The organism is Aminobacter aganoensis (assembly GCF_014206975.1).
Classification (GTDB): domain Bacteria; phylum Pseudomonadota; class Alphaproteobacteria; order Rhizobiales; family Rhizobiaceae; genus Aminobacter; species Aminobacter aganoensis.
The window spans coordinates 39,841-63,832 of the sequence record NZ_JACHOU010000024.1; the positions used below are offsets into that span (position 1 = coordinate 39,841).

24 protein-coding genes are annotated in these 23,992 nt (G+C 64.2%); 12 read left to right on the forward strand and 12 right to left on the reverse strand.

Annotation, left to right across the window (positions count from 1 at the left end):
- Positions 1-127 precede the first annotated feature (127 nt).
- From GGR00_RS25805 to GGR00_RS25835, 7 genes are all read left to right on the forward strand, one after another.
- Positions 128-325 carry a heavy-metal-associated domain-containing protein gene (locus tag GGR00_RS25805; protein ID WP_055975343.1) on the forward strand — a complete coding sequence of 66 codons (198 nt, stop codon included), beginning with the start codon at positions 128-130 and terminating at the stop codon, positions 323-325.
- A 244-nt stretch (positions 326-569) separates the two neighbouring features.
- Positions 570-1,415: a cytochrome c oxidase subunit II gene (locus tag GGR00_RS25810; RefSeq protein WP_055974055.1), complete on the forward strand. Its 846-nt coding sequence runs from the start codon at positions 570-572 to the stop codon at positions 1,413-1,415.
- Positions 1,416-1,484: 69 nt separating this feature from the next.
- Positions 1,485-3,257 (forward strand): cytochrome c oxidase subunit I, encoded by a 1,773-nt coding sequence (gene ctaD, locus GGR00_RS25815; RefSeq protein WP_055974053.1) that lies wholly within the window; start codon positions 1,485-1,487, stop codon positions 3,255-3,257.
- Entirely contained in the window at positions 3,254-3,958 is a 705-nt protein-coding gene (locus GGR00_RS25820; protein WP_184702198.1) for a cytochrome c oxidase subunit 3, read from the forward strand. Before ctaD ends, GGR00_RS25820 begins: the two co-directional genes overlap by 4 nt.
- Positions 3,959-3,969: 11 nt before the next feature.
- Positions 3,970-4,692, forward strand: a complete 723-nt coding sequence (locus GGR00_RS25825; RefSeq protein WP_184702200.1) for a heme-copper oxidase subunit III family protein — start codon at positions 3,970-3,972, stop codon at positions 4,690-4,692.
- 9 nt (positions 4,693-4,701) lie between these two features.
- Positions 4,702-5,085, forward strand: a complete 384-nt coding sequence (locus GGR00_RS25830) for a cytochrome C oxidase subunit IV family protein (protein ID WP_184702202.1) — start codon at positions 4,702-4,704, stop codon at positions 5,083-5,085.
- A 109-nt stretch (positions 5,086-5,194) separates the two neighbouring features.
- Positions 5,195-5,665, forward strand: a complete 471-nt coding sequence (locus GGR00_RS25835; RefSeq protein WP_184702204.1) for an aminoacyl-tRNA deacylase — start codon at positions 5,195-5,197, stop codon at positions 5,663-5,665.
- Positions 5,666-5,760: 95 nt separating this feature from the next.
- On the opposite strand, the gene GGR00_RS25840 is transcribed toward GGR00_RS25835, so the two are convergent.
- Positions 5,761-6,585, reverse strand: a complete 825-nt coding sequence (locus GGR00_RS25840) for a DUF2189 domain-containing protein (protein ID WP_184702206.1) — start codon at positions 6,583-6,585, stop codon at positions 5,761-5,763.
- Positions 6,586-6,848: 263 nt separating this feature from the next.
- On the opposite strand from GGR00_RS25840, the gene GGR00_RS25845 reads away from it, so the two are divergent.
- A complete protein-coding gene (locus GGR00_RS25845; protein ID WP_055974032.1) occupies positions 6,849-7,244 on the forward strand; it encodes a c-type cytochrome in 396 nt (131 codons plus the stop codon).
- Positions 7,245-7,626: 382 nt separating this feature from the next.
- Here GGR00_RS25845 and GGR00_RS25850 read toward each other — a convergent pair whose 3' ends face one another.
- From GGR00_RS25850 to GGR00_RS25900, 11 genes are all read right to left on the reverse strand, one after another.
- Positions 7,627-8,232, reverse strand: coding sequence for a histidine phosphatase family protein (locus GGR00_RS25850; protein ID WP_055974028.1), 606 nt, complete (start codon positions 8,230-8,232; stop codon positions 7,627-7,629).
- Positions 8,232-9,329 (reverse strand): ABC transporter ATP-binding protein, encoded by a 1,098-nt coding sequence (locus GGR00_RS25855; RefSeq protein ID WP_184702208.1) that lies wholly within the window; start codon positions 9,327-9,329, stop codon positions 8,232-8,234. Before GGR00_RS25855 ends, GGR00_RS25850 begins: the two co-directional genes overlap by 1 nt.
- Positions 9,326-11,071 (reverse strand): ABC transporter permease, encoded by a 1,746-nt coding sequence (locus GGR00_RS25860; protein ID WP_055974022.1) that lies wholly within the window; start codon positions 11,069-11,071, stop codon positions 9,326-9,328. Before GGR00_RS25860 ends, GGR00_RS25855 begins: the two co-directional genes overlap by 4 nt.
- Positions 11,072-11,182: 111 nt before the next feature.
- On the reverse strand, positions 11,183-12,304 hold the full coding sequence (locus GGR00_RS25865; RefSeq protein ID WP_082496504.1) for an ABC transporter substrate-binding protein: 1,122 nt from the start codon (positions 12,302-12,304) through the stop codon (positions 11,183-11,185).
- A 19-nt stretch (positions 12,305-12,323) separates the two neighbouring features.
- Positions 12,324-13,163, reverse strand: a complete 840-nt coding sequence (locus GGR00_RS25870; protein ID WP_210309433.1) for a MurR/RpiR family transcriptional regulator — start codon at positions 13,161-13,163, stop codon at positions 12,324-12,326.
- A 162-nt stretch (positions 13,164-13,325) separates the two neighbouring features.
- Positions 13,326-13,799 (reverse strand): hypothetical protein, encoded by a 474-nt coding sequence (locus GGR00_RS25875; RefSeq protein ID WP_055974017.1) that lies wholly within the window; start codon positions 13,797-13,799, stop codon positions 13,326-13,328.
- A 24-nt stretch (positions 13,800-13,823) separates the two neighbouring features.
- Positions 13,824-14,744 (reverse strand): ABC transporter permease, encoded by a 921-nt coding sequence (locus GGR00_RS25880; protein ID WP_055974014.1) that lies wholly within the window; start codon positions 14,742-14,744, stop codon positions 13,824-13,826.
- Positions 14,744-15,811, reverse strand: a complete 1,068-nt coding sequence (locus tag GGR00_RS25885; protein WP_184117368.1) for an ABC transporter permease — start codon at positions 15,809-15,811, stop codon at positions 14,744-14,746. Before GGR00_RS25885 ends, GGR00_RS25880 begins: the two co-directional genes overlap by 1 nt.
- Positions 15,795-17,336 carry an ABC transporter ATP-binding protein gene (locus GGR00_RS25890; protein WP_055974009.1) on the reverse strand — a complete coding sequence of 514 codons (1,542 nt, stop codon included), beginning with the start codon at positions 17,334-17,336 and terminating at the stop codon, positions 15,795-15,797. Before GGR00_RS25890 ends, GGR00_RS25885 begins: the two co-directional genes overlap by 17 nt.
- Before the next feature lie 87 nt (positions 17,337-17,423).
- On the reverse strand, positions 17,424-18,518 hold the full coding sequence (locus GGR00_RS25895) for a BMP family ABC transporter substrate-binding protein (protein ID WP_055974005.1): 1,095 nt from the start codon (positions 18,516-18,518) through the stop codon (positions 17,424-17,426).
- Between the two features lie 46 nt (positions 18,519-18,564).
- Positions 18,565-19,332 carry a GntR family transcriptional regulator gene (locus GGR00_RS25900; RefSeq protein ID WP_055974002.1) on the reverse strand — a complete coding sequence of 256 codons (768 nt, stop codon included), beginning with the start codon at positions 19,330-19,332 and terminating at the stop codon, positions 18,565-18,567.
- A gap of 244 nt (positions 19,333-19,576) precedes the next feature.
- On the opposite strand from GGR00_RS25900, the gene GGR00_RS25905 reads away from it, so the two are divergent.
- Genes GGR00_RS25905 through GGR00_RS25920 form a run of 4 tightly spaced genes read left to right on the forward strand, consistent with a single transcriptional unit; the run spans position 19,577 to position 23,838 of the window.
- On the forward strand, positions 19,577-20,443 hold the full coding sequence (locus GGR00_RS25905) for an aromatic ring-hydroxylating oxygenase subunit alpha (RefSeq protein WP_055973999.1): 867 nt from the start codon (positions 19,577-19,579) through the stop codon (positions 20,441-20,443).
- Between the two features lie 27 nt (positions 20,444-20,470).
- Entirely contained in the window at positions 20,471-21,376 is a 906-nt protein-coding gene (locus GGR00_RS25910; RefSeq protein ID WP_055973996.1) for an aromatic ring-hydroxylating oxygenase subunit alpha, read from the forward strand.
- A 36-nt stretch (positions 21,377-21,412) separates the two neighbouring features.
- Positions 21,413-23,179, forward strand: coding sequence for a Rieske 2Fe-2S domain-containing protein (locus GGR00_RS25915; protein ID WP_055973994.1), 1,767 nt, complete (start codon positions 21,413-21,415; stop codon positions 23,177-23,179).
- A gap of 11 nt (positions 23,180-23,190) precedes the next feature.
- Entirely contained in the window at positions 23,191-23,838 is a 648-nt protein-coding gene (locus GGR00_RS25920; RefSeq protein ID WP_184702210.1) for a glutathione S-transferase N-terminal domain-containing protein, read from the forward strand.
- Positions 23,839-23,992: the final 154 nt, after the last annotated feature.

Here is a 23,992-nt window from a genome sequence, read left to right on the forward strand (position 1 = left end):
CCGGGTTTTGAGGCGTGATCCAGGTCCGGTAACAAAGCCGTGATCGAAAAGCCAATTGACCTTACAGTGGCTGGAAACACCACATTGCGGTTACGGCGCTGTGCCGGCCCGAAACAAGGTTCTTGAAATGCTGAAGATGAATGTTCCCGACATGACCTGTGGCCATTGCGCCGGCATGGTCACCAAGGCTGTGCAGAGCGTGGATGCGGCCGCGCGCATCGAGATCGACCTGAAGTCGCAGACGGTCTCGATCGAGACTTCGGCCGATGCCGCCAAGGTGGCGCAGGCGCTCGACACTGCCGGCTATCCAGCCCAGGCTGTCTGACAGGCGACCGAACATCAGGGCGGTGCGGCGGGGAAATCCAGCCGCACCGCCTTTTGTATTTCGTCCGGCCGGCAACAACATAACGCCGGTCGCGCAACAGTTTTCGCGACGCGGTCAAGGCGGTTGCAACATGACGCGACCTTGCCTGGACCGGCTCCCCTAGTATTTCGACGACAAATCAAGCTATGATGCGGCCGGCCTTCCTCAGGGGACAGCGTCCCCCGGAATGCCGGGAGGACAGAGGATGGCCATAGCGCTCGTACTCGTTCTTGTTGTCATCGGCTCGGTGCTGTTCCATGTGCTGAGCCCCTGGTGGTGGACGCCGATAGCCTCCAACTGGGGCTACATCGACAGCACTCTCGTCGTCACTTTCTGGATCACCGGCGCCGTCTTCTCGGCGGTCGTGCTGTTTATGGCCTATTGCGTCTACCGCTTCCGCCACAAGGAAGGGCAGAAGGCCGCCTACGAGCCTGAAAGCAGGAAGCTCGAATCCTGGCTGACCCTGATCACGGCGGTCGGCGTGGCGGCGATGCTGGCTCCCGGCCTCTATGTCTGGAAGCAGTTCGTCACCGTGCCGAAGGATGCGACCGAGGTCGAGGTCGTCGCCCAGCAGTGGCAGTGGAGTTTCCGCCTGCCCGGCGCCGACGGCAAGCTCGGCACGTCGAATGCCCGGTTGATCAATTCCGACAACCCGCTCGGCATCAATCCCGAGGATCCGAACGGCCAGGACGATGTCGTGGTCGAGGCGGCCGACCTGCACCTGCCGATCGACAAGCCGGTCAAGATGCTGCTGCGCTCGATCGACGTGCTGCATGATTTCTACGTGCCCGAGTTCCGCGCCAAGATGGACATGGTACCGGGCATGGTCACCTATTTCTGGTTCACGCCGACGCGGACCGGCACGTTCGAAGTGCTGTGCGCCGAGCTCTGCGGAACAGGGCACGGCTTCATGCGCGGCATCGTCATGGTCGACACCGCGCAGGACTACACGACGTGGCTGCAGCAGCAGTCGACATTCGCCCAACTGACCGGGCCCGCCAAGGTGGGCGCGCTGGTCGAGAAGGCGAAGGCTGCGGCGAAACTGGAATAGGAGACACGGCGCGACCGCTTGAAGGCGGCCTCACCGCGACAGGCAGAGGCAAGAGCAACAGGTGCACGCATGGTCGATGTCACGCCCCACGGAGCAGACCTGATCCCGCCGGCCGAAGTGGGCGAGATGGATCTCTACCATCCGCACAGCTGGTGGACGAAATACGTCTTCTCGCAAGATGCCAAGGTCATCGCCATCCAGTATTCCGGAACCGCGATGGCCATCGGACTGGTGGCGCTGGTGCTGTCCTGGTTGATGCGGCTGCAACTCGGCTTTCCCGGCACCTTCGATTTCATCACGCCCGAGGCCTACTACCAATTCATGACCATGCACGGCATGATCATGGTGATCTACCTGCTCACGGCTCTCTTTCTCGGCGGCTTCGGCAATTACCTGATCCCGCTGATGGTCGGCGCGCGCGACATGGTGTTCCCCTATGTCAACATGCTGAGCTACTGGATCTACCTGCTCGCGGTGCTGGTCCTGGTGTCGAGCTTCTTTGCGCCGGGCGGGCCGACGGGAGCGGGATGGACGCTCTATCCGCCGCAGGCGATCACCTCGGGCACGCCGGGCGGTCAGGACTGGGGCATCATCCTGATGCTGGTGTCGCTGATCCTGTTCATCATCGGCTTCACCATGGGCGGGCTCAACTACGTGGTAACCGTGCTGCAGGCGCGCACGCGCGGCATGACGCTGATGCGGATGCCGTTGACCGTGTGGGGCATCTTCACGGCGACCGTCATGGCGCTGCTCGCCTTCCCGGCGCTGTTCGTCGCCTGCGTGATGATGCTGTTCGACCGCATCATCGGCTCGAGCTTCTTCATGCCGGCCATCGTCGAGATGGGCGAGCAGTCGCCGCACAATGGTGGCAGCCCGATCATGTTCCAGCACCTGTTCTGGTTCTTCGGCCACCCCGAGGTCTACATCGTGGCGCTGCCCGCCTTCGGTATCGTCTCCGACCTGATCAGCACGCATGCGCGCAAGAACATCTTCGGCTACCGCATGATGGTGTGGGCGATCGTCGGCATCGGCGCGCTCAGCTTCGTCGTCTGGGCGCACCACATGTACGTGTCGGGCATGCACCCGTATTTCGGCTTCTTCTTCGCCACGACGACGCTGATCATCGCGGTGCCGACCGCGATCAAGGTCTACAACTGGGTGCTGACGCTGTGGCGCGGCGACATCCACCTGACCTTGCCGATGCTGTTTGCGCTCGCCTTCATCGTTACCTTCGTCAATGGCGGGCTGACCGGCCTGTTCCTCGGCAACGTGGTGGTCGACGTGCCGCTGTCGGACACGATGTTCGTGGTGGCGCATTTCCACATGGTGATGGGCGTGGCACCGATCATGGTCGTCTTCGGCGCGATCTATCACTGGTATCCCAAGATTACCGGCCGGATGCTCAACGAGGCGATGGGCCGCTTCCACTTCTGGGTCACGTTCGTCGGCGCCTATCTGATCTTCTTCCCGATGCACTATGTCGGGCTGGTCGGCGTTCCCAGGCGCTATCCCGAACTCGGCGATACGGCGTTCATCCCACCGTCGGTGCATACGCTGAACGAATTCATCACCATCGCCGCGCTGACCGTCGGTTTTGCCCAGATGGTGTTCCTGTTCAACCTGTTCTGGAGCCTGCGCAACGGCAAGGACGCCGGCGACAATCCATGGCGGGCGACTTCGCTCGAATGGCAGACGGCGGGGACGCCGCCGCCGCACGGCAATTTCGGCAAGGAACTGCCGGTCGTCTATCGCTGGGCCTACGACTACAGCGTGCCGGGCGCGCCCGAGGACTTCATTCCGCAGAACGACCCGCGTCCGATGACGCAAGGCGGGCCGGCATGAGCGTCATCCTGGTCTTCCTCGCGCTGATCACGGCCATTGCGGGCTGGTGGCTGTCGCGCCAGCGGCTGATGTCCAAGCCGTGGCTCGAAGCGGGGCCGGTCACTGCCTTCCCCGAGACCGAAGCGCCGATCGTGCATCCGGCCAAGCTCGGGCTCGGGGTGTTTCTCGCCGTGGTCGGCGCGCTGTTCGCGTTGATGATCAGCGCCTATTTCATGCGCATGGTCTATGCCGACTGGCAGCCGGCGCCGGTGCCCGGGCTGTTGTGGCTCAACACCGCGATGCTGGTGCTGGCCAGCGTGGCACTGCAATGCGCGGTCGTGGCCGCGCACAAGGGGCAGGCCGACAATCTGCGGCTTGCGCTGCTGGCCGGCGCGCTGACCTCGACGGTCTTCCTCGGTGGCCAGCTGCTGGCTTGGCGCGATCTTGCGGCACAAGGCTATTTCGCGACCGAGAACCCGGCGGTCAGCTTCTTCTATCTGATTACCGCGATGCACGGGCTGCACATCATCGGCGGCATGGTGGCGCTCGGCCGGACCAATGTCAGGGCATTGCGGGGTGAAAGCGCGGCACGTCTCGTCCTCTCGACGGAACTGTGCGCCATGTACTGGCACGTGCTGCTGGTCGTCTGGCTGGTGCTGTTTGCCGTGCTGATGGGCTGGGCGGCCGACTTCATCGACATCTGCCGCCGGCTGTTGAGCTGAGGAGAACAGGGATGGCCGAGACCACGCTGGGACATGCCGACCAAACCGCGCCACGGCCGCCGGGCCTGCGCGGCTTCGTTGCCGACTGGTCTTCGGACCAGAGGGCGTTCAAGGGCGTCTCCTGGGGCAAGGCGATGATGTGGATCTTCCTGCTCAGCGACACCTTCATCTTCGGCTGCTTCCTGCTGTCTTACATGACCGCGCGCATGTCGACCGTGGTGCCATGGCCGAACCCGAGCGAGGTCTTCGCGCTGCACCTGTTCGGCCAGGACATCCCGCTGATCCTGATCGCGATCATGACCTTCGTGCTGATCTCTTCCTCGGGCACGATGGCGATGGCGGTCAATTTCGGCTACCGCCGCGACCGCCGCAAGACGGCGATCCTGATGCTGTTGACGGCGGCGCTTGGCGCGACCTTCGTCGGCATGCAGGCCTTCGAGTGGACCAAGCTGATCACCGAGGGCGTGCGGCCGTGGGAGAACCCATGGGGCGCGGCGCAATTCGGCTCGACCTTCTTCATGATCACCGGCTTCCACGGCACCCATGTGACGATAGGCGTGATCTTTCTTCTGATCGTCGCGCGCAAGGTCTGGCGGGGCGACTACGAGACCGGCGCGCGCGGGTTCTTCACCAGCCGGCGGGGCCAGTATGAGAGCGTCGAGATCATGGGGCTCTACTGGCACTTCGTCGATCTGGTGTGGGTGTTCATCTTCGCGTTCTTCTATCTTTGGTGAGGTGAAGCGATGGCACAGGTAGAAGCGCGGGATCATGGCCTCCACGGGCACGCCGCACCGGCTCAGGCGGGCGCGCATGCGCAAGGGCAGCAGCACCCGATCAAGCTTTATCTCGTGGTCTGGGGCTGGCTGTTCATCCTCAGCGCCTGTTCCTATGCCGTCGACTATTTCGCCCTTCAGGGCATGCTCAGATGGAGCCTGATCCTGATCTTCATGATGCTGAAGGCCGGGCTCATCGTTGCCGTGTTCATGCACATGGCCTGGGAGCGGCTGGCGCTTGCCTATGCGATCATCGTGCCGCCGCTGGTGATCCTGGTGTTCGTGGCGATCATGGTCGTGGAGTCACGCTACACCGAAATCACGCGCGTGCTGTCGTTCGGCGCTGGACAGTAGGCATGGCCGCTCCAGGCGGCCGGCGCGTTCTTCGTTGACAGGAAAAAGGATGGGAGGAGAATGTGGGTTCTCGTTCTTCGAGGATCCCCCCAACAGAAGGACGCCCAAGATGACGATCGCAAGGAAACTTCAAGACTACATAGCCGGCAAGGGTATCCCCTTCGATACCGTTGCCCATCACCGGACCTCGACCAGCAGCCAGACGGCGCAGGCGGCACACATTCCGGGCAGGCGGCTTGCCAAGCCGGTGCTGTTGCACCACGAAATGGGCTACGCGCTGGCCGTGGTTCCGAGCAGCCACAGGGTCGAGCTCAACACGCTGCAGGACGTGCTTGGCAAGCGGCTGGGCCTCGCTTCGGAAGACGAGGTCGGGCAATTGTTCAGCGACTGTGACATCGGTGCCGTGCCCCCGGTGGGCGCTGCCTATGACGTACCCGTCATTCTCGACGAAAGCTTCGGCGCGGAAGGCGACGTCTATTTCGAAGGCGGCGACCACAAGACGCTGGTGCATGTCAGCGGCGGCGATTTCCGTAACCTGCTGCAGGGCGCGCAAGTGGCGCGTTTCAGCCACCCGGCCTGACAGGGCCCGGAAACTTCAACGCCCGCCCCTCATCAGGGCGGGCGAAGTTTTTCTAGACAGAACCGGCGGCAGGGCCGCCACCGGCGAAGTGAGGGTCAGGCGCGATTGCCCGTCGATGCCGGTGCTGCCTCGATCACCTTGCGGTAAAGGTGCCAGGTCGAATGGCCGAGCACGGGCAGCACAATTGCCAGTCCGACGAGCAGGGGCAGCGTGCCGATCACCAGTCCGACCGCGACGATCAGGCCCCAGAGCAGCATCGGCATCGGGTTGGCCATGATCGCGCGTGCCGACGTCTCGACGGCGGCGTAGGCGCCGATGTCACGATCGAGCAGCAGCGGGAAGGCGATGACCGTCGTGCTCAACGCGACGAGTGCGAACAGGAAGCCGATGACGTTGCCGAGGATGATCAGCGTCCAGCCTCGCTGGGTGGTCAGCACGTCGCTGGCGAGACCGAAGAAGGTCGCCGGAGCGCTGTCGCCGTATAGCCACGAGAACAAGGCCTGCGCGGTGAACAGCCAGACGATGAACAGCGCCATCAGCATGACGCCGAGCACGGCAATGGCCGGCATGGCGGGCGAGTTCCTGACTTCGAGCGCATGCCACCAGGAGGTGTCCATGTTCTGCTCGCGCCGACGGCTGATCTCGTAGAGGCCGATCGCGGCGAATGGTCCAAGCAGCGCGAAGCCCGTCATCAGCGGGTAGATCAGCTGCAGTGCGTTGCCGCCGGAGGTCCATGTAATGAGGAACACGCCAACGACCGGATAGATCAGGCATAAAAAGACGTAGTGTGAAGGTTTGTCCCAAAAGTCTTCAAATCCTCGGCGAAGCGCGTCAAACACATCCGAAACCCCTATCCGACGTATGGCGGGATGTTCGACGTTGCTGCCGGTTCCTGCTGCGTAAACGTGGAAGTTTGCCATGAACCATTCCTCCGAGATCGGGCCCGGTTCGGTCGCGGCTTCGCGGTGCTGCCGTCCAGCGTGACTGGTCACGCGAACCGCGACCTGCACCGTGGACGATGATAGCAATCATCGCGGCCCTTGTCGCCCCTGCCGCACGGCCTCCTATTTCGGCCGTGCTGGCTCCAGAAGCTGCAACGCAATGGAGCATGGCGCGTTACCACAGCCGGGGATAGTATCGCTGGCGTCGACGTGGAGCGCCGACCCTGACTTAGGAGATAGCCATGAGACTGACGGCATGGGGCGCATTCGCCCTTCTTGCAGCTTCGGTTCTAGCCAACAATCCGGTCCATGCGGCAGGCGACGCGGCCGCCGGCAAGAAGGTGTTCAGCAAGTGCATGGCCTGCCATGACCTGGCGGTCGACAAGAACAAGATAGGCCCGTCCCTGCACGGCGTGGTCGGCCGCACGGCGGGAACGCTCCCCAGCTTCGAGGCCAAATATTCCGATGCCATGAAGCAGGCTGGTGCCGGCGGCCTCGTCTGGGACGAGACCAACATCGCCGCCTACATGAAGGCGCCGAAGGAAAAGGTGCCCGGCAACAAGATGGCCTTTCCCGGTCTCAAGGACGATGCCGACATCGCCAATGTGATCGCCTATATCGAGGAAGCCTCGAAATAAACTGCCAGCGTGGTTGCGTGTGGGCATCAGGTGGCCCGTCGCTGCGCGGCGACCGCGCGGACCATGCCTAATTTTTGGGCGGCATACTCCAAACGGGGGATGCTGCAGAATTTGGAATCGTGTTGGTAGTTTGGGTGCTCTAACAACGCATGACATATGCAGAAACAAGATATTGCCGTTGGCGCACAGCCATTTCTACCTAAGTCTGTATTGCAGACCTGCGTTTTAAATAATCTAGCTATTACAGCCTCTGTGAGGGGGGAAACTGCGGCTTCTTGGGGGACCCTCGGAAGCCGCGACATTTTCCTTTAGCCGCGAGCTTCCTTCATCTCCGAATTGTCCAGACTCAGCCATACGTCAGCTGCTGGCGACCGGCGCGACCTCAGTCCGGCGCATCGAAATCCGGCGTGACGGCTGCGATGTTGTAGGCCTCGAGCCGCGCTGCTGGCGCATCGGCGGTATCGAAGCTCAGGATCGTCGCGGTACCCGGCGTCACCGGAACCACGCGCGAGGGCGGAAGCCCCAGGAAGGCGTGGCAGGCGGCTCGGATGACGCCGCCATGGACGATGGCAAGCGTGTCGCCGCTGCATGTTCTGAGACAATCACGCAGGCCCTCGACGATGCGGGCGCAGAAATCCGCCCATGGCTCGCCCCTGTCGGGCGTGAAGGTGCCGGCGCGCCAGGCGAGATATTCATGTGGACGCTCGGCCTCTAGCTCGTGCTTGATGCGGCCGGTCCAGTTGCCCATGTCGATCTCGCGCAGCCGCGGATCGAGCGGCGCATCGCCATAGCCGAGCAGGCTGGCCGTCTCGCGGGTTCGGCCAAGATCGGAGACCACGACATGGTCGGGCTCCATGGCCTTCGCGAAATCGATGAAACGCTGGACCTGCCTGATGCCCCGTGGCGACAGCGGCGCGTTGTCGTGGCCCTGGAGCCTGTGTTCGGCATTCCAGGTGGTCTCGCCATGGCGCACCATTATCAATCTCATCAGTCGATCCTTTCACCAGTCATTGCAAAAACCGCGCTCGGCTCACTCAGAAAGCTGAGGCGTATCGTGTCGCCGCTTGCGGCGCGGAAGTAGCCGTCGGCCATGGCGGTAAGCCGCTTGCCGCCGGAAAAGGCCGTCACCATGGTGCGTCCTGCGATCGGCGCCGCCTCCTCGAAGCGTGCCGTGATTGCCGGCCGTCCCGGCACGTCGCCGACCGCCAGGCCGTGGGCGGGATAGAGAAGCTGCAGGCCCTCCTGCGCTTCGGCCCGCCTGGCGTCGGCCAGACGCAGCCCTTCATAGACGAGGCCGTCGCCGCTTCGTGTCACCTCGATCAGATTGGCAGGCGGCGTGCCGAGGAAGGTGGCAACGAATGTGGTGCGCGGGTTTTCGAGCAGGTCGAGCGGCGCGCCGAACTGCTCGACCCGTCCGTTGTTCAGCACCGCGACATGGCTCGCCATGGTCATCGCCTCGACCTGGTCGTGGGTAACGTAGACAGAGGTCGCGCCGGTGGCCCGGTGGATGCGCATCAGTTCGCTGCGCATCTCGATGCGCAGCTTGGCGTCGAGGTTGGAGAGCGGCTCGTCGAACAACAGGATGCTCGGCTTGGGGCCGATGGTGCGGGCGATTGCCACGCGCTGTTGCTGGCCACCGGATATCTCCGCGGGGTAGCGCTCCTTCAGGGCCGAGATGCCGAGAAGGCCGAGCACCTCGTCGACGCGGGCGGCGCGATCGGCCTTGCTCCATTTCGCGACCTTGAGCGGCCATTCGATGTTGCCGGCGACCGTCATGTGCGGCCACAGCGCGTAGCTCTGGAAGACCAGGCCGGCATCGCGGGCACCGGCGTCGGCGACTAGGCCGCGCGTGCCGTCGGAGACGGTGCGGCCCATGAAGACGAACTCGCCTTCGCTGGGCGTCTCCAGCCCGGCCAGCATGCGCAGCAAAGTGGACTTGCCGCAGCCGGACGGGCCGACCAGCACCAGGAACGATCCCTGCGGCACCGAAATGTCGACATTGTCGACGGCGGTGAAGCCGCCGAAACGCTTGGTGACGCCGCGGATCGCGATCGCCGGGACGGACGTGCCGTTTTGCGTGTTCATGCGGATTTCCACTTCTGGACGCGGTTCTGGAGGCGATGCGCCAGAAGCGTGGCGACGACGCAGAGGACGAGGATCACCATGGTGATGGCGTTGGCGAACTGCATGAAGCCTTCGGCGGCGTAGCGGTAGGCGAGCATGCTGAGGACCGGCGAGGTCGAGGTGAACAGAAGCACCACCAGCGACAGGTCGCGGACGATCTTGACGAAGACCAGCAGCGCACCGGCAAGCAGGCCGCGGATGGCGAGCGGCATGATGATGGCGCCCATGCGACGGAAGAAGCCGGCGCCGGTCAGCCGGGCGCTTTCCTCGATGTCGGCTGAGATCTGGCCGAGCACCGAGCGGCCCGACTGCACCGCGTAGGGCAGCAGATGTGCCGAGGCGGCCAGCACCAGAAGCAGGAAGGTGCCGTAGAGCGAGGGCAGCGGGCCGATGGGCGCGCCGAACAGCGCGATGTATGCCGCTGCGAAGGCGATGCTCGGGATGAGGATAGGGGTGAACGACACCTGGCCGAGGACGGTGGCCAGCACCGAACCCTTGTTGCGGGCGATGGTGTGGGCCAGCGCCAGGCCGAGCGCCATCGTGGTGAATGCCACGGTGACGGCGAGCTTCAGCGTCATCCACAGGGCTTCGATCAAGACAGGGTTGCGGAAGATACCGGCCTGGCCCTGCGCCATGTCGGTACCGCCTTCGCCGATCCAGAAATGTGTCGTCCAGTTGGAGAACAGCGAGCCGTTCTGCAGCGCGAAACTCGATGCGGTGAGGATCACCGCCGGCAGGAAGGTGGTCAGCGCGCACATCAGTACGGCGACCGTAAACAGTGGCCAGCGCCATTTGCCGAGTGGAAAGCGCTTGGTGCGGCCGCCCTTGCCGGTGACGGTGACGTAGCTCTTGCGGCCGGCGACGAGGCGCTCGCCGAGCCACAGGAAGGATGCGGAGACGATGATCAGCAGCAGCGCGATGACGAAGCCGCGTTCGGTCTGGCCGGTCTCGATCATGCCGAACAGTCGCGTCGACAGCGTTTGCATCCTGACCGGCAGGCCGAGCAGGGCAGGGGCGGCGAAGTTGGAGACCGCACCGGCGAAGGTGAGTGAGGCCGCCGCAATCAGCGCGGGCGTGACGACAGGCAGGATGATACCGAAGAAGATCCGCGACCGCTTGGCGCCGGCCACCTGTGCCGCCTCGACGAGGTCGGCGCCGACAGAGCTGAGGGCCGCCGAAATGACGGTGAAGGCCAGCGAATAGTAGTGCGCGATCAGCACGATCAGGGTCGGCAGCAGGCCCCAGGCGAGCCAGTCGGGCACGATGTAGCCGTTGGCTTCGAAGAAGCCGACCGAGCCGCCAAGCCGGCTGTTGCGGAACAGGGCGCCCCAGGCGAGGGCAGCGGCAAAGCTCGGGATCATGAAGGGCAGCGTGGCGAGCAGGCCAAGGGTCTTCGGCGCCGGCACGTCGGTCAGCACAACCAGCCAGGCGAGGAAGCCGCCCATCAGGATGCAGCCGGCTGCGACGCCGATGCCGAGCAGGATGGTGTTCCAGAGCGGACGCCACCACAGGTTCTCGGACATCTTGCTGGCAAGCACGGCCTGCCAGGCATCAAGGCCCTCGACCGTCAGCGTCGACAGGACGATCTTGACCAGCGGCGCGATGACCAGGATGCCGACGACCAGGATGAGGATGATGGGTACGAGCGTTTCGGAGCGCAAAAAGCCTCTCCGGGACAACACGGATGTTGCAGCGGCGGACATGACAATCTTTCTCGCGGAATTGAAGCGCGGGGCAGCCGGGCCGCGGCGACGCGGTCGGAAAGGCAAGGGGAACGGACCGGCGCCTCCCCCAAGGCGCCGGTCCGGCCGCAGTCATTGCAGCGTCAGCACCAGGTCGGCGATACGCTTGCGGGCGGCGGCAGTCTTCACCGGATCGATGCGCCAGGCCTTGAGGTCCTTGAGCGGTACCGAATCCGGGCTGTCCTTCACCGACGGTCGCACGGCATAGTCGCCCGGCACATTGAAGGGCTCGAAGGCCGGTCCGCCAGTGGCCGAGTCGTCGCCCATCATGAAGTCGATCAGCAACCGAGCCGCAGCCGGGCTCGGTGCCTTGTCGACCAGTGCAAGGACTGCTGGAAACAGAATGCCATTGGAAGGCGCGACGTCGTTGGCAACCTGCAACGCCCAGCCTTCCTTTTCGTTGTCGCGGCGGTCGGAATAGGTGGCGAAACCGACCGGCGGGTTCGCCGTCGTCTTGTCGCCGATGGCCTTGTTGATGGCGTCGCTGTTGGGCACCAGCACGAGGTCGTTGGCGAAGAGGTCGCGGATGAACTGTTCTCCCGCGCCCTCAAGGTCGCTGTCGACGGCGATCGGCTTGCCGAACTGGGCCTCGTAGGCCTTTGCCATGTCGTCGGGCCGCAGCGAGAACTCGACAAGAAGGTCGAGCAGTTCGCCACGTTGCATCGGGTCGACCATCAGCACGCGGCCCTTCCACTCGGGTGTGGTCAGCTGCCAGAGGTTGTTGATCGGCGCGCCATTCGGGTTGGCCGCCTCGTTGTACATCAGGACCTTGGTCGACAGGCGCTGGGTCAGCAGCGGCGTCTTGTGTTCGTCGGCGAGTTCGCCCGCCACGCGCGGCGGGATGTAGGGCACGACGCGGTTGGTCTTGACCAGGTCTTCGTAGACCACGGGCGTGTCGGCGATGTAGAGCACGTCGACGGCGTTGACGCCGGCGGTCTGCTCGGCGACGACGCGGGCGATCTGCTTGACCGAACTCATGTCGACGCCGACGAGGTCGATGCCCGGATAGGCTTCCTCAAATGCCTTCTCGACCTTGGCGATGCGGCTCGACAACGAGAAGACGGTGACCTTGCCTTCCTTCTGCGCGAGCGGCAGCAGTTCGGCCGTGCTCATGGTGTCGAGCTCGGCAGCGCTGGCTGCAAGGGGCAGTATGGCGACCGTTGCAAACAGCGCCCATTTCATCGACTTGAGCATGGTTCCCTCCCAGGTTTTCTCAATCGAATTCGTCGAACAGACCCGATAGCCGCTCCAGGGCACTCATGACGCGGGGCTGGTGGCGGCCGGCGATGGTCAGAAGGATGGCGTTGACGATGGCGAACGGCACCGTCGGTGTCTGGAACTCGCTGCCCGAACGGCCGCGCGGTGCTGCCAGCACCAGGTCGGCCTGTGGCTGCATCATGGTTCCGGCAAGGTCGGTGACCAGCATGGCCTTGGCGCCTTGCGCATGGCAGTGCTCGACAAGCGGCGCGTAGCTGGTCGGCTGCTTGCGGAAGGCGAGCGCCAGGACGAGATCGCCCTCGCGCATGCCGACGACGCGCTCGGCGATGTCGCGGCCGCGGCCCTCGAGCACGATCGGGGTCATGCCGAAGCGGTCGAGCCGGCGGCGCAGGAACTGGGTGATCGACTGGGCGTGGCCCTGGCCGAACAGGAACACCCGCTTCGCCTCGACGATCATGTCGGCGGCGCGGTTGATGCTGTCCTGGGGGACGGCAAGGCGGAGATGTTCGAGCGCCGCGATCTCGGTGCCGATCAGGTCGAGCAGGAAGTCGCCATGCTCGACCTTGGCAACGGAGCGGCGCATGCGCTCGGCGGCATCCTGGCTTTCGACCAGTTCGCGCTGCAGCTGCGAGCGCAGCTCCGGGTAGCCCTTGAAGCCAAGCTTCTGGGCAAGCCGGGTGGTTGCAGCCTCATGCACGCTGGCGCGCTCGGCAAGGCGGGCGCTCGACAGGAAGGCGGCTTCGGCGGCGTTTTCAAGCAGGGCGGAGACGAGTCGCTGGTCGGCCTCGGTGAGGCGGGTCGAATGGCTTTTGATGCGATCCAGCAGCGTCATCATCTTGCATCCACATTGCACTCGACTCTTAGAATGCAAGATATCTTGCAGTCAAGCGCAAAGATTGCAAGATCGACTTTTCTGTCTTGCAGGGGCCATGCGGGAAAAGAAAAGGCGCCCCAAGGGGCGCCGTTTCCCGAGGACGATCAGCCACGCGCGAAGCGGTTATTTGTATTCCAGGTACCCGACGAAACCGGTGATCTTCCAGCGGTCGCCGGCCTTGCGGCAGAAATAGAGCGTCTGCCAGTTCAGCCGATCGTCGCTGCCGTCGGCACGGCGGATGGTGCCGTCAAATTTCTTGCGGGCCACGGCGACGTCGTTCGTGATGTCGATCTGCGTCAACCGCGTGGCACGGAAGATCGCGTCTGCCAGCGGCTCGGCATAGGCGGTGGCGGCCGTCTCCGCCGCCTGGCGCAGCCACTCGTCGCGATAGGTTGCGAGCGAGGGGAAGGCGGCATCCCAGTGGTCGGGGTCGGTCGAGTTGTGGGCGTGGACGCCGAGAAAGCGCTGCTCGTCGAAATCGCCTGCGACTATGGCCCAGTCCTGGCCGACAAACGCTGCGATGTCGCGGCGCACCAGCATCTCCCAGATCGCGGTGCGATCCGGGTCGTTGGGGAAGGGGTTTTCGGCAGGGGGCATGGTGACGTCTCGCGGCCCGGCGACTTATGTCGCCGGACGGAATGGCTTTGCCAGCGATGCCGGGAAGTGCAGGGCGAGCATCTGCCGGTTCTGCGAGATGATGACCAGCACGACGATCGTCGCGAGATAGGGCAAAGCGGAGAGCAGTTCGGAGGGAACCGCAATGCCCAGCGCCTGGCCCTGAAGCTGCAGGATGGTCATGCCGCCGAACAGCCAGGCGCCGAGCAGCACGCGCAGCGGCCGCCAGGTGGCGAAGACCACGAGCGCCAGCGAGATCCAGCCCTTGCCGGCCGTCATGTTTTCGACCCAGAGTGGGGTATAGGCGACCGACAGGTAGGCACCGGCAAGCCCGGCCATCAGCCCGCCGAACAGCACCGCGAGATAGCGGATCCTGATCACCGGATAGCCGATGGCGTGCGCGGTCTCCGGCGACTCACCGATGGTGCGCAGGATCAGCCCGCCCTTGGTGCGGTAGAGGAACCAGCTGATGACGGCGAACATGACGATGGCGAAATAGACCATCGGGTCGAAACGGAAGAACATCGGCCCGATGACGGGGATGTCCGACAGGAACGGGATGCTGATGCGGTCGAGCGCGTCGATCGGAGCGGAGCCGAAATTGCGCCCGAGGAAGGCCGAGACGCCGGAGCCGAAGATGGCGAGGGCCAGGCCGGCGGCATACTGGTTGGTGAGGAACGTCAGCGCCAGCACGCCGAACAGCAGCGAGGCGGCTGCCCCGCCGAGCGCGCCGGCGAGGATCGCCACCGGCATCGGCAAGCCTGCGATGACCGCCCAGAAGGCGAAGGCGGCGCCGATCAGCATCATGCCTTCGATGCCGAGGTTGAGGACGCCGGATTTTTCGACGACGAGTTCGCCGAGGGCCGCGAAGATCAGCGGCGTGGCGGCAATGATGGTGCCGGTGAAGATGGCAATGAACAGGTCCATCAGGCGTGCTCCGGGATGCGGCGAAGTCGATAGAAGATGAAGAAGTCGGCGGCGAGCAGGAAAAACAGCAATATGCCCTGGAAGATTCGCGTCAATGCCGCCGACAGGCCAAGGTTCATCTGCACTGCCTCGCCGCCGAGGAACAGCAGCGACATCAGCAGGCCGCCGAGGACGATGCCGAAGGCATTGAGACGGCCGATGAAGGCGACGATGATCGCGGCGAAGCCGTAACCGGGCGAGATCTGCGGCGACAACTGCCCGAGCGGTCCGGCCACTTCGGCCATGCCGGCAACGCCTGCGGCAGCGCCGCCGGCCAGCAGGCCGATCCAGACGGCCGAGGATTCGCGGAAGCCCGCATAACGTGCCGCCAGGGGGGCGGCGCCGCTGACCGACATCTTGTAGCCGAGGAAGCTGCGGTCGGTGAACAGCCACATCAGGAACACCGCGACCACGGTGATGAAGACCGAGGCGTTGAGCCGGTAGGCATAGTCGAAGGGCTCGAACATCGCAGCGGCAGACAGAAGTGCGGTCTGCGGATAATTGAAACCGGCGGGGTCGCGCCACGGCCCGTGCACCAGCCACGACAGGAGAAGCGTCGCGATATAGGTCAGCATCAGCGTGACCAGGATCTCGTTGGTGTTCATCCGCGCCCTGAGGAAGGCCGGGATGGCGGCCCAGGCCATGCCGCCGCAGGCACCAGCCAGGACCATCAGCGGCAGCAGGATGGGGCTTTCGGGGTTGGGGTAGAACAGGCCGACGCCGCAAGCGGCGATGGCGCCGACGATCAGCTGTCCCTCGGCGCCGATGTTCCAGACATTGGCACGGAAGCCGACGGCCAGGCCGCAGGCGATGAGGATCAGCGGCGACGCCTTGAGCAGCCATTCGGAGAGCCCGTTCAACGAATTGAGCGGAGCGATGAAGAAGGCCTGCAGCGTCGCCAGCGGGTCATAGCCGAGCGCGGCAAACAAAAGCGAGCCGACGACAAGCGTCAGGCCGGTCGCGACGACCGGCGCCGCCACCCGCATCCTGGCGGATGGTTCCGGTCTTTGTTCAATCCTGTACCGCAACTTCGCCTCTCCCGTTGGTTCCGTTGCCGCGGTCGACCCTGGTCATCAGCAGGCCTATCTCCTCGCGGTTGGTTTTTGTTCTGATCAGCGGCGGCGAAACCTGTCCCTGGCAGATGACCAGCAGGCGATCGCAAATCTCGAACAGCTCGTCGAGTTCCTCCGAGATCACCAGCACGGCCGCACCCGAACGGCTGAGATCGACCAGCGTCTGGCGAATGAAGGCTGCCGCGCCGACATCGACGCCCCAGGTCGGCTGGGCGACGAGGAACAGCTTGGGCTGGAGTGCGATCTCGCGGCCGACGATGAACTTCTGCAGGTTGCCGCCCGACAGGCTCTGGGCGCTCGCCTGAGGCCCGTTGGCCTTGACCTTGAAGCGCTCGATGATCTTCGCGGCGAAGCTGTTTGCTCCCTTGCGGTCGACGAGGCCGTTGCGGACGAGCCCGGTGCGGTGGGCGGTCAGCACCGCATTCTGCCACAGCGCATGCGGCGGCACGGCGCCGCGGCCAAGACGTTCTTCCGGCACGAAGGCCATGCCGAGCTTGCGCCGTTCGCTGGCGTTGAGATGGGCGGCAGCCTTGCCGTCGATGTGGATCGTCAGGGCATTGGGATGGGTACGCTCGCCGCTGAGCAGCGAGATCAGCTCGGCCTGGCCATTACCGGAGACGCCGGCAAGGCCGACGATCTCGCCGCCACGCACCTCAAACGAGACGTTCTTCAGCTCGACGCCGTAGCGGTCGCGCGCCGGGGCGGTGAGGCCACGCACTTCGAGCACCGGCTTTTCGCTCGGCACCGAGGGGCTGACGTGCATCTCCGGCAGTTCCGCGCCGACCATCAGCCGTGCCAGTTGGGCGGAGGTGCTTTCCTTGGGCCGTGCCGTGCCCGTCACCTTGCCGTTGCGCAGCACGGTTGCGGTGTCGCAGAGTTCCTGGACCTCGTCGAGCTTGTGGCTGATGTAGACGATGGAGCAGCCTTCGCTGGCGAGCTGGCGCAAGGTGTCGAACAGCTTGACCACCGCCTGTGGCGTCAGCACCGAGGTCGGCTCGTCGAGGATCAGCAGTTTCGGCGCCTGCAACAGGCAACGCACGATCTCGACGCGCTGGCGCTCGCCGACGGAGAGGTCGTGCACGCGGCGGTGCGGATCGATCGGCATGCCGTAGCGGTTCGACAGCTCGGTGATCTGGCGGGCAAGCGCGTCGAGGTCGAAGGTGTTGGAAACGGCCAGCGCGATGTTCTCGACCACGGTCACGGATTCGAACAAAGCGAAGTGCTGATAAACCATCTCGATGCCCAGCGCTCGCGAGGTGGCTGGCGTGTGCGCGGCGATGGGTTTGCCGTCGCAGAAGATTTCGCCGGAATCGGCCTGGGCCGCGCCGTAGATGATCTTCATCAAGGTCGACTTGCCGGCGCCGTTTTCGCCGAGCACCGCATGGATTTCGCCCGGCATGATCGACATCGAGATGTCGTCATTTGCAACGATGCCGGGATAGCTTTTGGTGATGTTGCGCAATTCGAGGCGTGGGGGCATAGCCGGTCCTGCCATTTGGGTTGGACGATGCGCAGCCATAGCCACCGGAGCCTGGGCTCCGGTGGACTTGCTAGCGTGGGGCGGAAATCAGCCGAGCTTGCCGATCATTCCCTTGACGAACCAGTTCATGCCGCGGATGTCGGCATCGGCCAGCACGCTGCCGGCTGCGACCTTGACGTTGCCGTCCTGGTCCTTCAGTTCGCCCGCATAGGGATGGATCTTGCCCGAGCCGATGTCGGCTTCGAGCTGCTTGAGCTTGGCGATGACGTCGGCCGGGATGGCCTCGTTGTAGGGCGCCATCTTGACCACGCCGCCGGCGAGGCCGTCCCAGCGCGATTCCGGCTTCCAGTTGCCTTCGGCCACGCCCTTGGCGGCGCGGACATAGTCGCTCGACCAGTCGAGGGTGAAGGCGGTCAGCTGCTTACCGGAGCCGAACTTAGCCATGTCTGAGGCATAGCCGATCGACCAGGCGCCGCCTTCACCCGCCACCTGCACGCCGGTGGCGGTATCGGTCATCGAGCAGATGACATCGCAGCCCTGCGACAGCAGCGTGTTGGCCGCTTCCTTTTCCTTGCCCGGATCGAACCAGGAATTGAGGAAGATTGCATTGCAGGTGATGTCGGGATTGACGCTCTGGGCGCCGAGCAACAGCGCATTGGCCGGGCCGACGATGTCGGGGATCGGGAAGCCGCCGATGAAGCCGATCTTGCCGGACTTGCTCATATGGGCGCCGGAAGCACCCGCCACGTAGCAGCCTTCATAATATTTGGCTTCGAAGGTGCCGAGATTGGCCAAGTGGACAATGCCCGAGCAATGCTCGAAGGCGACCTTGGGGAAGCGCGGCGCCACTTTCTGCATCGGCGTGCCGTGCGAGAACGAGGTGCCGAAGATCAGCTGGTTGCCGGAGGCGGCGAGTTCGCGGAACACGCGTTCGGCGTCCTGGGGCATGAAGATGTTGTCGATGACGGTCAGCGCGACCTTGTCGCCGAATTCCGCCTTGATGGCATCGACGCCCAGGCTGTGCTGCTTGGTCCAGCCGATGTCGGCGATCGGCGAGACATAGACGACGCCGATCTTGAGTGGCTCCTGGGCGCTGGCGAGGCCAGCCCAGCTGCCGGTGCCGAGTGCCGCGCCGGCAGCGCCGGAATATTGCAGGAATTTGCGTCTGTTGAGATTAAGCATTGTGGTAACCCTCTGTTGGTAGTCGGCGCCCGGCTTCGTGCCGGGTCTATTTAGCGGTGTGGACGTGGGCGTGCGCCCCTGTTCCACCTCTATCTCCCGTCTTTTTTCGTGGCGCAGGCTTCGGCGCTTCGCCGGCCTTGCCGTCGAGATACGGCTCCAGCGCTTCGCGGGGCGTCAGCTCCGGGAACACCTGCCGGTCCATGATGTAGCCGCGCACGACGCTGCGGTGATGTGCATCAATGAGCTCCATCGCCGGCTTGAGCCGGCCCTTTTCGAGCAGTTCGACCACGCGGGCATGGTCGTCGAGCAGGTTGCAGTAGTCGAAATCGGCGGTGATCAGCGACCGGAGCAGCGTGGTGCGGCGCACCAGCTGGGCGTGGATTTCCTGCATCACCTTGTTGCGGCTGAGGCGGACGAAAACGGTGTGGAATTCCTGGCCGAGGACGTCGGCGAGGGCATCGTTGCCCGAGGCAACCGCCTGGCGCTGGCGCTCGACATGCTGGCGCAATTCGGCCCAGCCGGCGGGGCCGAGGCGATCGCTGAGCTGGGCCGCCACGCCCTGTTCGACCAGGGTCAGGGCGTCGTAGATCTCCATCGCGTCCTGCATGCTGGGACGGGCGACGAAGGCGCCGCGATTGCGCTCGATCTGGGCAAGCCCGTCGTCGGCAAGGCGGATCAGCGACTGGCGGATGACAATGCGGCTGACGTCGAAAATCTCGGACAGCTCGCGCTCGCCGAGCTTGCAGCCGGGCACGAGCCGGTGATCGAGGATCGCCCGGGTCAAAATGTCGGCAATCGCCTGCGAGCGGCTCATGCAACTCCCTCCTCCCGCCAGTGCCTTTTTGGCTTCTTGGCGGCCAGCTCCGGTTCGCGCTGCGCCGACGGCGCCGCATATCCCGAGTTACGGTATTCCATATCGGTATTCAATCGGTTCGCGCTGTCAACCAAAATTCTTAACTGGATATGCAATTTCTTATTGATTGATATCCAATCCTGTGTTTCCAATTGAGGCATAAGAGAGCTAGGTTCATGGGGAAGTGCTAGCCAGGGAGGGTGCCATGAGCATAGCAGCCCTTTGTAGCGACAGAGTCCTTCTCAACGACTGGCACGTGGTGGCGGATCTGGCGAACCTGTCCTCGGCCACGGCGTTTCAGACAAGGCTTCTCGGCGTCGATCTTACCATTCGAAGCCACGGCCGATACGACAAGCAGATCATCCGCGAAGACAGCGGCGAGGTCGTCAATTCGACCAAACGCTATGGCTTCCTGTGGGCATGCCTGGGCAAGCCCGAGCGGGACATCGTCTTCGTGCCCGAAGCCGAGGAGGGCGATCGTTATCTCGTCACCGGCGGCTCGATCGCCGTCAAGGTGTCGGGGTTGAGGATGGTTGAGAATTTCCTCGACATGGGACATTTTCCTTTCGTCCACACCGGCTGGCTTGGCGAAGAACCGCATACGGAAGTAGCGCCCTATAAGGTCGAACTGACAGCCGCCGACGAGCTGGTGGCGACCGAATGCCAGTTCTACCAGCCCGTCGCCTCGCCGACGGCTAGGGAAGGCTTCATCGTCGACTACGTCTACAAGGTGATCCGCCCCTACACGGTGGCGCTGTACAAGAGCAATCCGGCGCAGAAAGGTCGGCTCGACGTCATTACCCTGTTCGTCCAGCCGGTCGACGAGGAAAATTGCGTCGCTCATCCCTTCCTCACCTACCTCAAGGAAGGCATCGACGAGGCCGGGATCCGCAGCTTCATGCAGTTGATCTTCGCCCAGGACAAACCGATCCTGGAGAACCAGGTGCCGAGGCGGCTGCCGCTCGATCCGCGTGCCGAAACGCCGATCCGCGCCGATGCCGTGGCCGTGCTGTACCGGCGCTGGTTGCGCGACAAGTCGGTCACCTATGGTGCCATACCGGCGCGGATGTGAAACCGCGCCTTCACTAAGGAAACGCATATGACCAAGACGCGATGCACGGATCAGGTGATCCTCGACCTCTGGCACCCGCTGGCCGCCCTTGCGGAGGTGCGGGCAGGTGTCGTCGTCGATACGGTGCTTCTGGAGGAACGCCTCAGCCTTGCCATCGACGGCAAGGGCAGCGCCGCGGTCTGGCGCGACCGGGCCGATCTTGCCGAGGGCAGCCTGGTGGACGTGGCGGCCGTTGACGGCAAGCTGCCGGTCAAGCTCGCCTATGGTTATATCTGGACGTCGCTCGGCAATCCGCCGGCCGACCTGTTCCCGATACCGGAATTCGACGAGCCCGACCGCCGCAAGCTCAATGCCGCGACCGTCGGCGTGAACGTCTCGGCGCCGCGGGCAATCGAGAATTTCCTCGACATGGGACATTTCCCCTATGTCCACACCGACATCCTCGGCGCCGAACCGCATACCGAGGTGAAGGAATACGACGTCGAGATTTCGGTCGACCGCGACGAGATCCTGGCCACGCGCTGCCGCTTCTTCCAGCCGATGGCCTCGACGACGTCGACCGAGGGCGCCGACGTCGACTACATCTACCGGGTGCCGCATCCCTATTGCTCGGTGCTCTACAAATCGAGCCCGGTCGATGAAAGCCGCCTAGACGTGATCGCCGTGTTCCTGCAGCCGGTCGACCAGGAGCATGTGCGGGCGCACATGATGCTGTGCATCCTCGACGAGGAGAACGAGGACAAGGTCATCAAGCGCTTCCAGCAGACGATCTTCGGGCAGGACAAGCCGATCCTGGAAAACCAGTTCCCGAAACGGTTGCCGCTCGATCCGCGCGCCGAAACACCCATCCGTGCCGACAAGTCGGCGATCGCATACCGCCGCTGGCTCAGTCAGAAGGGTGTGACCTACGGGGTCATTCCCGCCGCTACCTGAGCGCGAGCCGCGCGAAACCCAGTTCTGGAGACAACAATGCTCGATACCGCCAAGACCAGATGGCATCCCGTTGCCGCGACCTATGACCTGCCGTTCCGGCATGTCTTCCATGCCCAGTTGCTCGGCCGCGAGTTCGCCGTCTGGCGTGCCGACGACGGCTACGTCAACGTCTGGGAAAACCGCTGCCTGCACCGTGGCGTGCGCCTGTCCATCGGCATCAACGATGGCCGCGAACTGAAGTGCCAGTACCATGGCTGGCGCTATTCGAACCGTACCGCCGGCTGTACCTACATTCCCGCCCATCCGGCCGACGCGCCGGCGCGCACCATCACCAATCGCACCTTCGCCGCCGTCGAGCGCTACGGCCTCATCTGGTCGGCCGAGGAGCCGCAGGGCGAAGTGCCCGAGTTGCCCGGCCTTGCCGAGGGCGAACTGCTGACCCTGCGCGGCATCCCGGTCAACGCCCCGGCCGACGTCGTTGCGGCCAGGTTGGAGGGCTACCGCTTCCAGCCGAACGGCCGGACCGACGGCAGCGACGCCAAGGTCTCCGTCGAGGCATCGAACGAGTTTTCGGTCGCGCTGCGTGCCGTCGATGGCGAAGCTTCGACGCTGGCCGTGTTCTTCGTCCAGCCGGTCGATTCCAACCGTTCGGTGATCCGCGGCGTCCTCGACGGCAAGGTCGAGGGTGCCGTGCGGCTGGCCGTGCTCCATCACCACAACGACCTCCTGTCGAAGCTGCGCGACATCGCCGAGCACGAGGCCCAGGCACAGCCGGTGCCTGCACCGCTGGAGCCCGTCATCGACCGGGTTTCGCCGGAACTCGCCGAGATGCCGGAAGAGACCAAGCACGGTCGCAAGGCGACGATCCGCGTCGAGGTTGCCAGGAAGTGGCAGGCTGCCGACGGCATCGCCGGCTTCGAGCTTCGGCCGATCAAGGGTCTGTTGCCGACCTTCCAGCCCGGCGCCCATATCGACGTGCATCTGCCCAACGGCCTGATCCGGCAATATTCGATCACCAACGGCCCGGGCGAAAGCGACAGCTATATCATCGGCGTCAAGCTCGAGCGCGACTCCAAGGGCGGCTCGACCTGCCTGCACGAGACGGTGCGCCAGGGCGACGTTCTGGCGATTTCCGAGCCGCGCAACAACTTTCCGCTGCGCCGCGATGCGATGAAGACCATCTTCGTCGCCGGCGGCATCGGCATCACGCCGCTGCTCGCCATGGCCCAGGCGCTCAGCAACCAGAGCCTCAATTTCGAACTGCACTATTTCGCGCAGAACGAGGCGCAGCTTGCCTTCCCGGAGAAGACCGCCTGTCTCGGCACATCGCTCAAGCCGCATCTCGGCCTTTCGCCCGAGCAGACCGGCGCCAGGCTGCGCGAGATCCTGTCCGGCTACAGGTCGGATGCGCATCTCTATCTCTGCGGCCCCGGGCCGATGCTGGAAGCCGCGCGCCATGTCGCCGCCGAGGCCGGCTGGCCGGAAACGGCGGTGCACTTCGAATACTTCAAGAACACCAATGTCATCGACGACAGCTCGAGCTTCGAGGTGGCGCTGGCGCGTTCCTGCGTCACGCTCAAGGTGCCCGCGGGCAGGACCATCCTCGACGTCATGCGTGAAGCCGGCATCGACATGCCGTCGTCTTGCGAGCAGGGCGCCTGCGGCACGTGTCTCGCGACCGTCATCGAAGGCGAACCGGATCACCAGGACGTCTATCTCAACGATGCCGAGCGCAAGTCCGGCACCAAGATCATGACCTGTGTGTCGCGTGCCAAGTCGGCGCGGCTCGTCCTCGACCTCTAGGAGTTTCCCTTGTGATTACGCTCTACGACTACGAACTGTCGGGCAACTGCTACAAGCTGCGCCTGCTGATGGGCATGCTCGGCGTCGACTGGACGACGGTGCCGATCGACTTCTACCCCGGCCGCGAGCACAAGTCGGAATGGTTCCTCAAGATCAATCCGCTCGGGCAACTGCCTGTGATTGAAGACGATGGCCTCGTCTTGCGCGACGCCCAGGCGATCCTTGTCTATCTCGCCTCGAAATACGATGCCGTGGGTACCTGGTATCCGCGCGACAATCCGGCGCTGCTCGGCGAGATCGGCCAGTGGCTGGCCTTCGCCGACGGCATCACCGGCACGGCTTCAGCGGCCCGGCTGCATGACGCGCTGTTCTACGACTTTGACGTCGAGGCGGCCCGTGCCGGCGCCCATCGCCTGTTCCGCATCCTCGACGAGCATCTGTGGTTCGGCGAGCAGGAGGGCCGCGACTGGATCTGCTCGGCCTCGCATCCGACCATCGCCGACATCGCCTGCTTCCCCTACATCATGCTGTCGGAAGAGGGCGGTGTCCCCAGACAGGACTATCCGGCGATCCGCCGCTGGTGCGATCGTGTCAAGCGCATCAAAGGCTTCACGGTGATGTCGGGGGTGTTCCCCGCCGGACCGGCCAAGGCAGCCTGACCCGTTTTAAGCAATTCCGCCGGCCATCGGTCCGGTAACCGATATTTTGGGAGTGTAAACCATGAAAACCCGCGCCGCAGTTGCCGTCGGAGCCGGAAAGCCGCTCGAGATCATGGAGGTGGACCTGGAGGGTCCGCGCGAGGGCGAGGTGCTC